This is a genomic window from Nocardia sp. NPDC001965, from assembly GCF_053594175.1.
In genome coordinates, this window is record NZ_JBSFDZ010000020.1 from 20408 (window position 1) to 33742 (window position 13335).

General features: G+C 68.5%; 9 protein-coding genes and 2 pseudogenes. 3 read left to right on the forward strand and 8 right to left on the reverse strand.

All coding sequences use genetic code 11. The features are described 5' to 3' along the window. Positions 1–186: 186 nt before the first annotated feature. From ACWCPQ_RS24365 to ACWCPQ_RS24375, 3 genes and pseudogenes are all read left to right on the forward strand, one after another. Entirely contained in the window at positions 187–2010 is a 1824-nt protein-coding gene (locus ACWCPQ_RS24365; protein WP_449902709.1) for an alkyl/aryl-sulfatase, read from the forward strand. 120 nt (positions 2011–2130) lie between these two features. Beyond that, a pseudogene (locus tag ACWCPQ_RS24370) lies at positions 2131–2292 on the forward strand (hypothetical protein); the annotation flags it as partial. Positions 2293–2317: 25 nt separating this feature from the next. Further along, positions 2318–2470 (forward strand): annotated as a pseudogene (locus ACWCPQ_RS24375) (DUF7144 family membrane protein); the annotation flags it as partial. Between the two features lie 11 nt (positions 2471–2481). Here the strand turns inward: ACWCPQ_RS24375 and ACWCPQ_RS24380 are convergent. The 8 genes from ACWCPQ_RS24380 to ACWCPQ_RS24415 form a co-directional block, all read right to left on the reverse strand. After that, positions 2482–3201, reverse strand: a complete 720-nt coding sequence (locus ACWCPQ_RS24380; RefSeq protein WP_449902711.1) for a response regulator — start codon at positions 3199–3201, stop codon at positions 2482–2484. Further along, complete coding sequence (locus ACWCPQ_RS24385) at positions 3201–5741, reverse strand: ATP-binding protein (RefSeq protein WP_449902713.1); 2541 nt, start codon at positions 5739–5741, stop codon at positions 3201–3203. The genes ACWCPQ_RS24380 and ACWCPQ_RS24385 overlap by 1 nt, the downstream gene beginning before the upstream one ends. Before the next feature lie 26 nt (positions 5742–5767). Further along, complete coding sequence (locus ACWCPQ_RS24390; protein WP_449902715.1) at positions 5768–6712, reverse strand: potassium-transporting ATPase subunit C; 945 nt, start codon at positions 6710–6712, stop codon at positions 5768–5770. Position 6713: 1 nt separating this feature from the next. Beyond that, positions 6714–8861 carry a potassium-transporting ATPase subunit KdpB gene (gene kdpB, locus ACWCPQ_RS24395; RefSeq protein ID WP_449902716.1) on the reverse strand — a complete coding sequence of 716 codons (2148 nt, stop codon included), beginning with the start codon at positions 8859–8861 and terminating at the stop codon, positions 6714–6716. Further along, positions 8861–10531 (reverse strand): potassium-transporting ATPase subunit KdpA, encoded by a 1671-nt coding sequence (kdpA, locus tag ACWCPQ_RS24400; RefSeq protein WP_449902718.1) that lies wholly within the window; start codon positions 10529–10531, stop codon positions 8861–8863. Before kdpA ends, kdpB begins: the two co-directional genes overlap by 1 nt. After that, positions 10532–10621, reverse strand: a complete 90-nt coding sequence (locus tag ACWCPQ_RS24405) for a potassium-transporting ATPase subunit F (protein ID WP_449902720.1) — start codon at positions 10619–10621, stop codon at positions 10532–10534. Between the two features lie 602 nt (positions 10622–11223). Then, positions 11224–11661: a PASTA domain-containing protein gene (locus ACWCPQ_RS24410; protein WP_449902722.1), complete on the reverse strand. Its 438-nt coding sequence runs from the start codon at positions 11659–11661 to the stop codon at positions 11224–11226. A gap of 168 nt (positions 11662–11829) precedes the next feature. Further along, positions 11830–13155, reverse strand: coding sequence for a bifunctional o-acetylhomoserine/o-acetylserine sulfhydrylase (locus ACWCPQ_RS24415; RefSeq protein ID WP_449902724.1), 1326 nt, complete (start codon positions 13153–13155; stop codon positions 11830–11832). Positions 13156–13335: the final 180 nt, after the last annotated feature.

Here is a 13335-nt window from a genome sequence, read left to right on the forward strand (position 1 = left end):
CGGTTCGGGCGGTTCCGCGCGCGGCGGAGTTCACCCGTCGCAGGTGATACAGCGCGGGGCCGCCGTACCTAGCGTGGACGATGCCCGTGTGTCGACATCGCGGCCCGCAGCCGCCGCAGCCGGTGGCGGCGATGAGCGCTCGCCCGCACCGGAACCGAGAACCGGCCGACAGATCGTGAGGTAACGATGACCCTGCAGCTGGACTTCGACGACACCGCCGATTTCGGCAATGCGGCGCGTGGTTTCATGGCCGAGCTCGACCCGCCGGTGGTGACGGCCGCGGACGGTCGGGTGGTCTACGACATCGGCGCCTACGAATTCCTCGACGGCGAATGCCCGGCCACCGCGAATCCCAGCCTGTGGCGGCAGGGCCAGCTCTGCAGCAAACAGGGGTTGTTCCAGGTCGCCGAGGGCATCTACCAGATACGGAATCTGGACCTGTCGAATATGACGCTGGTGGAGGGCCGCGAGGGTGTCATCGTGATCGACCCGCTGCTGTCGGTGGAGACCGCCACCGCGGGTCTGGCGCTGTACCGCGCGCAACGCGGTGACCGGCCGGTCACCGGCATGATCTACACCCATTCGCACGCGGACCATTTCGCGGGGGCGCGGGCCGCGGTGCCGGTGGGCCATCCCGAGGTGCCCATCCTGGCGCCCGCCGGATTCCTGGAACACGCGGTGAGTGAGAACGTCTACGCCGGCAATGCCATGAACCGCCGGGCCGTCTTCATGTACGGGGCGGTGCTGCCGAAGGCACCGGATGGCCAGATCGGTGCCGGATTGGGTATGACGACCTCCACCGGCACCATCACGCTGATCCCGCCCACCGTCGACATCACGCATACGGGCCAGGAAGAGGAGATCGACGGCGTTCGGATGGTCTTCCAACTCACCCCGGGGACCGAGGCCCCGGCCGAGATGAATTTCCTGTTCCCCGACCATCGCGCCCTCTGTATGGCCGAGAACGCGACCCACAATATGCACAATGTGCTCACGCTGCGCGGCGCGTTGGTCCGCGATTCCCGCGTCTGGGCCCGGTATCTCGACGAGGCCATCGCCCGGTTCGGCGACAAGGCCGATGTCGCGTTCGCCTCGCACCACTGGCCCACCTGGGGCCGGGAGAACTGGACCGTGTGGCTGGCGAACCAGCGCGATATGTACGCCTACCTGCACGATCAGACACTGCGCCTCACCAACGAGGGGTACACCGGGCCGGAGATCGCGGAACGATTCGAGTTCCCGCCCGCGCTCGACCGGATCTGGGCCAACCGCGGCTACTACGGCTCCACCAGCCACAATGTCAAAGCGATCTATCAGCGGTACATGGGCTGGTACGACGGCAATCCGGCGCATCTGTGGGAGCATCCACCGGTCGAACTCGCGCAGCGCTACGTGGCCGACTACGGCGGGATCGAGGCGCTGGTCGCGAAGGGAGGCGAATACGCCGATGCCGGTGACCTCCGCTTCGCGGCGACCCTGCTCAACCACGCCGTTTTCGCCGAACCCGGCCACAACGGCGCCGCAGAAGCGCTGGCGCAGGTCTACGACCGGCTCGGGCACGGCGCCGAGAACGGCACCTGGCGCAATTTCTATCTGACGGGTGCGCAGGAGTTGCGCAAGGGCCCGAGCCCGACTCCGATCTCCTCGGCGAGCCCCGAGATGATGACCGCGCTGACCCTGGACATGATCATCGATTCGCTGGCGGTCCGGGTCGACGGCCTGCGGGCCGCGGCGGTGGATTTCACGATGGACTGGGAACTGACCGACGAGAACCTCCGCCACCGCATCACACTGTCCAACGGTGCGCTCACCCACCGGGCCCCGACACCGGAGGCGCCCGCGGCGGGCTCCGCGGATCTCACGCTGACACTCACCAAGGAGCAACTGCTGAAAGCGTTGAGCGGTAGGGGGTTCGACGGCGTGACGATCACCGGCGACCGGAGTCTGCTGGAAACCTTCATCGGGCTGCTGGACGCGCCCGATCCACAGTTCCCGATCGTCACACCGTGAGCCGCGCGACGGTAGCCCGGCCGTGCCGCACCGGCTACGCACATCCGGGACGGCAACGCAGCGACAGGAGGTACCCATACGCGGCAGTCGGTCGCCGCGGTCGGCGCCGCCGCGGTCGGCGTGCTGTTCCGCGCGATCGCGGTGCTGGGCGTGGTCCAGGGCATCTCGGCCCTGCTCGACGATCCGTACCCGGCGGACCCGCCGCAATATAGTTACCGCCCGACCTCGTCGCTCCGGGGATATGTACACCTCAGTTACAGCATTCTGCCGGCGGCTGTCGGGGTCACGCTGATCGGCCGGGACCGCGTGGGTCAGGGTGATGGCGATCGTGATCGCGGCGGCGACCATGGTCGCCGATTTCCTGTGGCTACCGCATGCGCCCGGATGGGCAACGGTGATGATCGTGGTGTGCGCAGTGGCGGTCCGGGCGGTCGCCACCTGGCAACCCCACCAGGCGTAGCCCGCCGGGTGTCACTGCCGGAAGCGGTGTCCCATACCCGGTTCGGTCAGCAGATGCCGGGGGTGGGACGGGTCGTCCTCGAGTTTCCGGCGTAGCTGGGCCAGGTATACCCGCAGGTAATGGGTTTCGGTCTGGTATGCCGGGCCCCAGACCTCACGCAGCAGTTCGGTGCGGCCCACCAGTTTTCCGCGATTGCGCACCAGCATCTCCAGCACACCCCATTCGGTGGGGGTCAGATGTACCTCGGTGCCGCCCCTGATCACCTTCTTCGCCGAAAGGTCGACGGTGAACGAATCGGTCACCACCACCGGCTCGTCGGTTTCGGCCGAAGCGGCCGCGCGCCGCAGCGCCGCGCGCAACCGGGCCAGGAACTCGTCCATACCGAACGGTTTGGTGATGTAGTCGTCGGCGCCGGCGTCCAGCGCGTCCACCTTGTCGGCCGAATCGGTACGGGCCGAGAGCACGATCACCGGGACCCGCGTCCAGCCGCGCAATCCCGCCAGCACCTCGATGCCGTCGATATCGGGAAGGCCCAGATCCAGGACCACCGCGTCCGGCCGGCGTTCGGTGGCGGCGCGTAATGCGCCGGCCCCGGTGGACGCCGTCACCACCTCGTAGCCACGGACCGACAGATTGATCCGCATGGCGCGCAGGATCTGCGGTTCGTCGTCGACCACGAGAACGGTCGGATGCGGGCCCGGCTCCTGCCCGGACTCCGGCGCGGACTTCATTACGGCACCTCCGTAGGCAGTGGGTCGGCGCCGACGATACCGGTTGTATCCGCCAGCTCGACGGTCACGGTCAGCCCGCCACCGGGCGTGGGCTCGGCGGTCACCGAACCACCCATGGCCAGCGCGAACCCGCGGACCACCGAGAGCCCGAGACCCAATCCGCTGGTGTTGTCGCGGTCGCCGACCTGCTGGAACTGGTCGAAGACCCGCTCGGGATCGGTACCCGGTAATCCGGGGCCGTGATCGACGACCCGGACCACCACCCGGCCGTCCGCCGTCGTCGCGTCCACCTTCACCGGGGATTCGGCGCCGTAGCGCAGGGCATTGTCCACGAGGTTGGCCAGAATGCGTTCGAGCAGGTCGGGATCGGCCTGGACGGCCGTGGGCCCCACCAGCACCGTGACCCGGTCCAGGGCGCCGCGCCGGGCGCCGCGGGGACTGACCCCGACGCTGACCAGCGCCCGGTGCACGACCTCGTCCAGATAGACCGGCCGCAACCGCGGTCGCACGACCCCCGCGGCCAGTCGCGACGAATCGAGGAGGTTGCCGACCAGTGAGGTGAGCTGATCCGCCGACTCCTCCACGGTGGCCATGAGTTCGGCGCGGTCCTCGGGGGAGAACTCCACATCGTCGGAGCGCAGACTGGAGATGGCGGCCTTGACGCCGGCCAGGGGGGTCCGCAGATCGTGGCTGACCGCGGAGAGCAGATCCCGCCGCAACCGGTCGGCTTCGGCGAGCGCCGCGGCCTGGTTGGCCTCCTCGGCGAGCTGCTGTTGCCGGACGAGTCCCACGGCCTGGTTGGCGACCGCCTCCAGTACTCGCCGGTCCCGGGCCCGCAGCGTCGGTCCGCCCAGCAGCAGCCAGTAGTCACCGTCGGATACCTCCACCGCGGTATCGGCCGCATCGGCCCGGTCCGGCGGGTCGTCGCCCACCGCCGCGATCACTCCGTCGGTGTGGTGGCGCAGGGTGACGGCCCGCTGACCGTAGGTCTGGCGCAATCGGTCCAGCAGTGCGGTCAGGTCCGTGCCGCGCAGCACCGAACCCGCGAACAGGGTGAGCAGTTCGGCCTCGCGCGAGGCCTTCCCGGCCTGTTCGGCCCGCCGGGCGGCGGTATCGACGAGAACCGCCACCGCCACCGCGACGACCAGCAGCAGGATCGCGGGCAGGAAGTTGTTGGGTTCCTGGATGGTGATGCTGTAGCGGGGGTCGGTGAACAGGATGTTGAGCAGCAACCCGGCGAGCAGCGCGGCCGCGATCGCCGGCAGCACCCCGCCGAACAGGGCGACCGCCAGCACCGCGACGAAGTACAGCGCGCTCTCGCTCACCAGATCGAGGTAGCGGTCCAGCCAGGTCGCCAGCAATGCCGAGATCGCCGAGGGCACCACGAACGCCGCGACCCAGGCCGCCCGGCGGCGCATCCGGGGACGCGGCCGCCGGTGCCGCCGCCCCGCCGCCTCATGGGTCACCATGTGCACATCGATCGTGCCGGACCGCTGCACCACCTCCGCGCCGATACCCTCGTCGAACATCCGCGCCCAGCGGGAGCGGCGGGAGGTGCCGAGTACGAGCTGGGTGGCGTTGACCGTCCGGGCGAAATCGAGCAACGCGGTGGGCACATCGTCGCCGACCACCGTGTGCAATTCGGCACCGAGGTGAGCGGTCAGCTCGCGGACCGCCGCCATCTGTGGTGCGGCCACACCGGTCAGCCCGTCGCCGCGAACCACGTGTACGACGAGCAGTTCGGCACTGGATTTGGCCGCGATCCGCCCAGCCCGCCGGACCAGTGTCTCCGATTCCCGGCCGCCGGTGACCGCCACGACCACCCGCTCCCGGGCCTCCCAGGTCGCGGTGATCCGATGGTCGGCCCGGTATTTCGCCAGCGCGGCGTCCACCTGGTCGGCCAGCCAGAGCAGCGCCAGTTCGCGCAGGGCGGTGAGGTTACCGCGCCGGAAGTAGTGGGCGAGTGCGGCGTCGGCCTTGTCGGCGGCGTACACATTGCCGTGGCTGATCCGCCGCTGCAGTGCTTCCGGGGTGATGTCCACCAGCTCGATCTGGTCGGCGGCCCGGACCACCGCGTCCGGCACGGTCTCGCGCTGGACGACGCCGGTGATCTGCTCGACCACATCGTTGAGGCCCTCGAGGTGCTGGATATTGACCGTGGACACCACATCGATCCCGGCCGCGATCAGTTCCTGCACATCTTGGTAGCGCTTCCGGTTACGGCTGCCCGGAGTGTTGGTGTGCGCGAGCTCGTCCACCAGCACCAGTTCCGGCCGTCGGCGCAGGACCGCGTCCACATCCAGCTCGTACTGCACCGTCCCGCGGTACGGGATCGCGATCCGGGGTAGCTGCTCTATTCCCTCGAGCAGTTCCGCGGTCTGCGCGCGCCCGTGGGTCTCGACGATGGCGGCCACCACATCCTGGCCGCGGCCCAGCCGGCGATGCGCCTCGCCCAGCATCGCGTACGTTTTCCCGACCCCGGGGGCCGCGCCGAGATAGATGCGCAGCTCACCCGGGGTGCGGTCGTGTGTGGTGCTCACTTCCGAATCATGTCACCGTGCACGGGTCACTCGCCGCCCGCAGCGGCCGGTGCCGGATAGCGGCCGTCCAGATCCAGGTTGAGCTCGAGCACGTTCACCCGCGGCTCGCCGAGGAAACCGAAGCCGCGGCCGGCGGTGTGCGCGGCGACGGCGTCCCGCACCACCGCCGGGTCGATACCCCGGGCCGCGGCGACCCGGTTCACCTGAATCGCGGCGTAGGCGGGCGAGATATCCGGGTCCAGTCCGCTTCCGCTGCCGGTGACCGCGTCGGCCGGCACGGCCGGGACGCCGGGGGCGTCGCCGGGGATCGGCACGATCCGGCCGATCGTGTAGTCCTCGCCGTAGCGTGCGCATTCCACCCGCACGCCCTGGTATTCGGCCAGGAACACCGACGGCGCCGCGCGCCCGGCCGGGCAGGGTTCGTTGACGCTCACCACTCGCGACGGGGTCACCGTGCCGTCGTGGTGGAAGGTCCCGATCACCGAGAGCACCGCCCCGACACCGCCGGGAGTGCAGAACGGCCGCGCGCCGTCCACACCTTCGCGGATGCCGATCTCCCGGCTGCGGGTGCAGACCTGGGTGAGCAGGCTCGGTGCGAAACCGGCTGCTTCCGGGTCCGAACTCGCGGCCGGCAGAGCGGGATCGGCGGGGGTGTCGACGATGTCCTCCGGGCCGAGATTGCTCGGGCCGGAGGCGAGCCCGTCGTAGCCGTCCCCCGCGGAGGAGGGTCGGCCCTGGAAATACCAGGCGATCGGCGCACCGTCGGCGTCGGTGAACGACTGGCCGATCAGTGCGCTGCCCACCGCCCGGCCGCCGGACTCGATGATCGAACCGTTCGCTTTGTCGTGCAGTCCGGGCAGTTGACCCACCGCCCAGATACCGGCCGGATAGAGCAGGCCGGTCACCACGGTGAGCACCAGTAGCGCGCGCAGTGCCGCGAGATGCTGCCGGATCAGATCGCTCAGAGACATTTCAGGACATCCCGGGGAGGTATCGGACGAACAGATCGATGAGTTTGATTCCGAGGAACGGCGCGATGATCCCGCCCAGCCCGTAGACCGACAGGTTGCGGCTCAGCAGACTCGAGGCGCTGCTCGGGGTGTATTGCACCCCGCGCAGTGCCAGCGGGATGAGCGCGACGATGACCAGCGCGTTGAAGATCACCGCCGACAGGATCGCCGACTGCGGGCTGGCCAGCCGCATGATGTTCAACAGGTCCAGTCCCGGGAACAGGCCGACGAACAGCGCCGGGATGATCGCGAAGTACTTGGCGATATCGTTGGCGATCGAGAAGGTGGTCAGCGCTCCGCGCGTGATGAGCAGCTGTTTACCGATCTCGACGATTTCGATCAGCTTGGTCGGGTCGGAATCCAGATCCACCATGTTCCCGGCCTCTTTGGCCGCCGAGGTACCGGTGTTCATCGCCACCCCGACATCGGCCTGGGCCAGCGCGGGAGCATCGTTGGTGCCGTCGCCGGTCATCGCGACCAGCCGGCCGCCCTCCTGTTCCCGCCGGATCAGCGCGAGTTTGTCCTCCGGGGTGGCCTCGGCGAGGAAATCGTCGACCCCGGCCTCGTCGGCGATCGCCCGCGCGGTGAGCGGATTGTCGCCGGTGATCATGACGGTGCGGATACCCATGCGGCGCATTTCCGCGAACCGCTCGCGCATCCCCTGTTTCACCACATCCTTGAGGTGGATGACACCGAGTACCCGGGCGTCGCCGTCCCGGATCTCGCCGACCGCCAGCGGGGTACCGCCCGCCGCCGAGATCCCGTCGACGACGGAGCCGAGTTCGGTGGGTACGGAACCACCCTGGCTGCGGATCCATTCGGCGACCGAATTGGCCGCTCCCTTGCGCAACTGGTGCCCGTCCACGTCCACGCCGGACATCCGGGTGGCCGCGGTGAACGGCACCCACTGCGCGTGGGTCAGTTCGCCCGGTGTGCGTTCGCGTAGCCCGTGTACCTGTTTGGCGTACACGACGATGGAACGTCCCTCGGGGGTCTCGTCGGCCAGACTCGACAGCTGCGCCGCGTCGGCCAGTTGCGCGTCGTCCACCCCGGTGAGCGGAAGGAAGGCCGCGGCCTGCCGGTTACCGAGCGTGATGGTGCCGGTCTTGTCGAGCAGCAGGGTGTTCACATCCCCGGACGCCTCCACCGCGCGACCCGACATGGCCAGCACATTGCGCTGTACCAGCCGGTCCATTCCCGCGATACCGATCGCCGACAGCAATGCGCCGATCGTCGTCGGGATCAGGCACACCAGCAGCGAGACCAGCACGATCCCGGTGACACCGTGGGTGCCCAGTGCCAGGCCGTCGGGTACGCCGGGGTTGTTCGCCTTCGAGAAGATCGCCAGCGGCTGCAGGGTCACCACCGCCACCACGAAAATGATGGTCAGCGCCGCGAGCAGGATATTCAGCGCGATCTCGTTGGGCGTCTTCTGCCGGGCCGCGCCCTCCACCAGCGCGATCATCTTGTCGATGAAGCTCTGTCCCGGCTCCTGGGTGATCCGTACCACGATCCGGTCCGACAGCACCGTCGTACCACCGGTCACCGCGGACCGGTCGCCACCGGATTCCCGGATCACCGGTGCCGATTCGCCGGTGATGGCCGATTCGTCCACCGAGGCGATGCCCTCGACCACATCGCCGTCGCCGGGGATCACCTGTCCTGCCTCCACCACGACGTGATCGCCGCGGCGCAGATCGGGCGCCGGAACCGCCTCCTCGACACCGGTCGCGCCCGGCGACCAGTCGTGCAACCGCCGGGCGACGGTATCGGCCTTGGCCTTGCGCAGGGTGTCGGCCTGTGCCTTGCCGCGGCCTTCGGCGACCGCTTCGGCCAGATCGGCGAACACCACGGTCAGCCACAGCCACACCACGATCGCCCAGGCGAAGAAGCTCGGCTCCGCGATCGCGAGCACCGTGGACCAGACGGCGCCGATCTCGACGATGAACATCACCGGATTGCGCCACAGGGTCCGGGGGTCGAGCTTGCGCAGTGCCTGCGGGAGCGAGATCAGCAACATCCGGGGATCGAGCAGACCCCCGCGGACGCGCTTGTTCCTTTCGGCGGATTCACCCGGTGCGCCGGGAGATTCGAGAACGGGAGCGGACATCAATGGATTCCTTCGGCGAGCGGCCCGAGCGCCAGCGCGGGCAGGAAGGTGAGAGCGACCAGGATCAGAGTCACGCCGACGACCAGGCCGACGAACTGCGGTCGATGGGTGGGCAGCGTTCCCTCGGAGGCGGGTGTGCGGCCCTGCCGGGCGAACGAACCGGCCAGGCCCAGTACCAGGATCAGCGGCAGGAAGCGGCCCAGGAGCATGGCCAGACCGAGCGCGGTGTTGAACCATTCGGTATTGCCGGTCAGCCCGCCGAACGCCGACCCGTTGTTGTTGGCGGCCGAGGTGAACGCGTAGAGCACCTCGGAGAGACCGTGCGGCCCGGAATTCAGCATGGCGGCGCGTTGTCCGGGCATGGCCATGGCGATCGCGGTACCGGTCAGCACGATCACCGGTGTGACGAGGAAATAACCGGCAGCGAGTTTGATCTCGCGGGGGGTGATCTTCTTACCGAGGTATTCCGGGGTGCGCCCTACCATGAGCCCGGCCACGAACACGGTGATCACCGCCAGGATGAGCAGGCCGTACAGCCCGGACCCCACACCGCCCGGTGCGACCTCGCCGAGCTGCATATCGAACATGAGCAACATGCCGCCGAGGCTGGTGTAGGAATCGTGTGCGGAATCGACGGCACCGGTGGAGGTCAGCGTGGTGGCTGCCGCGAAGGTCGCCGAATTCGCCACGCCGAAGCGCTGTTCCACCCCTTCCGACGCCGCGCCGACCGCGGCGGGCACGGTGCCGTGGTGCTGGAGCTGGAACAGGTTGACCAGCCCGATGCTGATGAGCGCCAGGACGCCCATGACGGCGGTGACGGCGTAGCCCTGCTTCGGGCTGCCGACCATGCGCCCGAAAGTGCGGGGCAGCGAGAAGGCGATCACCATCAGCAGGAATATCTCCAGCCAGTTGGTCCACGTGGCCGGGTTCTCGAACGGGTGCGCGGCATTGGCATTGAAGAAACCACCACCGTTGGTGCCCAGGTTCTTGATGGCTTCCTGACTCGCGACCGGCCCACCGGGCAGGGTCTGTTCGGCGCCGCCGAGGGTCGTCACCACCTGATCGTGCAGATGTAGGTTCTGGATCACCCCGCCCGCGATGAGCGCGACAGCCGAGACCACGGCGAGCGGCAGCAGGATGCGGAGGGCGCCGCGCACCAGATCGACCCAGAAATTGCCGAGCGTGCCGGTGCGCGACCGCACGAATCCCCGCACGAAGGCCATCGCGACGGCCATTCCCACCGCGGCGGAGACGAAGTTCTGCACCGACAGCCCCGCGGCCTGGGCCAGATGCCCGAGGGTGGACTCACCGGCGTAGTTCTGCCAGTTGGTGTTGGTGACGAAGCTGACCGCGGTGTTCCAGGCCAGCCCCGCGGTCATCGGTGTACCGGGATCGGCCGGGACCAACGGCAGCTTGTCCTGGACGAGCAACAACAGGAACAGGAAGATCACGCTGATCGCCGAGAAGGCCAGTGCGCTGCGGGCATAACCGCCCCAGGTCTGTTCCCGGTCGGGGTCGGCGCCGATCAGCCGATAGATTCCTCGTTCTATACGGGCATGTCCGGTGCGGGTGTAGACGCGGTACATGTAGTCGCCGAGCGGAACGTGCACCAGCGCCAACGCGATCACCAGGGCGGCGAGGAACAGGATCCCCGCGGTGGTGGTACTCACTCAGAACCTCTCGGGAAACAGCAGGGCGGCCACGAGGAACGCGGTCACCGCTAGGGCCAGGACGAGTCCCACGGCATTGACGACGTTCACAATCGCTCCACCATCCGCTGTACGAATCCGAGTACACCGAATACCGCGACCGTGACCAGGAGATAGGCCAGGATCGACACTCTCGCCTCCGTTTCCGAAAAACATGGGCAGCACCGCGCGGCCGGTCGGCCGCTGCTGCCGCGGATCGAAAGTACGAGCCGCATCGTCCGGTGGCCGGGGACGTTGACGGGTCCTTTACGGGCTCCTTGCCCGCGTTGACGGGTTCCTTGCGGGTGTCGTCCGGTCGATGTGACGCCTGTCGCCGCTGGTTGTACGGCTGTGCTCACCTGGGATGGAGGTGCGGCCGTCGGAAAGTGTATGTGGGCGCGTGCGCCGGAATCGGTGCGCGACACGGACCGAGAGAGCACGCTGTAGGAGATCGCGTACGGACCACCCCCCATCGGATCCGCTTCGGCCCGCACAACGGAGGATTGTCGATGCACCCGTTCGCTTATCACCCGATCGAGCTCATCCAGGCCGTGATCCTGGCGGTGCGCTGCGTACTGCACGTGTATTCGTCGGGGACCCCCTGCGTCCCGATCTGAGCCGGGCCCGCGCGTCCGGCCGTCCGATCCCACGGCCGGCCGGACGCGCGCGGGCGGTCAGTAGCAGTCGGTCGGTTCGCCGACCTTCACCACCGACAGCACCGCGTCACCTTCACCGATGAGCGCCCCGGCCGCGGGCGTCTGCGCCACCACGACCCAGTTGCGGTCCACCACCTGTTTGCGGCCCTGACCGGTGGCATCCTCGCTGCGCGAGTAGAACACGCCCGCCGTCTGGATCAGATCCTGCGCCGCCTGCAGATTCATGCAGACCACCGCGGGCATCGGCACCCGGGTGGAGATATCCGCGGCGGGCGGCGCGGTCTCGGTCGCGACCGGCCGCGGTGTCGCGGCCGGTTCGGTCAGATCGACGCTGGTGATCTCGACCGGCACCGGAGCGGGGACCGGGGTACGCGACTCCGCCTCGGACCGCGGTATCCCGCAACCGCCCAGTACCGCGGTGGACAGTACGAGCGCGCATACGGCGGCTCTCTTCATAGGTACCCCTTCGACTCGTTGTTATGTGTTGTAGATCACTACGAGATCGTTCTGCTATCAGAACTCGTTACGCGATCGATCGAGCCGGGGTGGCGGATAGGGACGACAAAGAAGCCGGACCCGCCCGACGGCGGATCCGGCTTCTGTGCGTGCGCGGCCGGACGGAGGTCAGCCCTCCACGGCGGCGAAGCCGGCGCGCAGATCGGCGAGGATATCGTCGATACCCTCGATGCCCACGGCCAAGCGCACCAGGCCCGGGGTGACCCCGGAGCTCAGCTGCTCGTCCGGGGTGAGCTGGGAATGCGTGGTCGACGCGGGATGGATGACCAGCGAACGCACATCGCCGATATTGGCGACGTGACTGTGCAGCGAGAGCGCGTCCACGAACTTCTTACCCGCGTCGACGCCACCGGCCAGTTCGAAGCCGACCACCGCGCCGGTTCCCTTGGGCGCGAGCTGCTTACCCCGCTCGTACCAGGGCGAGGACGGCAGGCCCGCGTACGACACCGAGGTGACCGTCGGCTGTTCGGTGAGGAACTCGGCGACCGCCTGCGCGTTCCGCACATGGCGCTCCACCCGCAGGCTCAGCGTCTCCAGGCCCTGGCTGATCAGGAAGGCGTTGAACGGCGCGATCGCGGTGCCGAGATCGCGCAGCAACTGCACCCGGGCCTTGAGCGCGTAGGCCGGGGCGCCGAGATCGGCGAACACCGCGCCGTGGTAGCTGGGGTCGGGTTCGGTGAAGCCCGGGAACCGGGGGCCGTCCGCGCCGCGGACCGTCCAGTCGAAGGTGCCGCCGTCGACGATCACGCCGGCGATGGCCGCACCGTGGCCGCCGAGGTACTTCGTCGCGGAGTGGACGACGATATCGGCGCCGTGCGCCAGCGGCTGGATCAGATACGGGGTCGCGACCGTGTTGTCCACGATCAGCGGAACGCCCGCGGTATGCGCGGCGTCGGCGATACCGCTGATATCGAAGATGTGGTTCTGCGGATTGGAGACGGTCTCGCCGTAGAAGGCCTTGGTGTTGGGCCGGACGGCAGCACGCCACTGATCGAGATCGTCGGGGTCGTCGACGAAGGAGACCTCGATGCCGAGCTTGGGCAGCGTGTAATGGAAGAGGTTGTAGGTGCCGCCGTACAGCCGGGGGCTGGAGACGATGTGGTCACCGGCGCCCGCGATGTTCAGGATCGCCAGCGTCTCCGCCGCCTGTCCCGAGGACAGCAGCAGTGCCGCCACGCCGCCTTCGAGTGCCGCGATCCGCTGTTCCACCGCGTCCTGGGTCGGGTTCATGATCCGGGTGTAGATATTGCCCGGCTCGGCCAGTCCGAACAGCGCCGCGGCGTGCGCGGTGTCGCGGAAGGTGTAGGAGGTGGTCTGGTAGATCGGGAGGGCCCGGGCGTTGGTGCTCGCGTCGGGGTCCTGGCCGACATGGATCTGCTTGGTCTCGAAGCTCCAACCGGCGGACGGGTCGGCCGGCGGGGTGGGTTCGGTCATCTCGGTAACTCTCCTGTGGGTAGGGGACGGCAGATCACTCCGGAGCCGGCGAATCCGCCTCGGGCAGCACGCTTTCCGGTCGGCCGCGGCCCGATACCTCGCTGCGGCCCGTTCACGCTAGGGGTGGCCGGGTGCAAAAGGCCACCGTTATGTTCGGGCTGAGTCCAATGATGCCGTGTG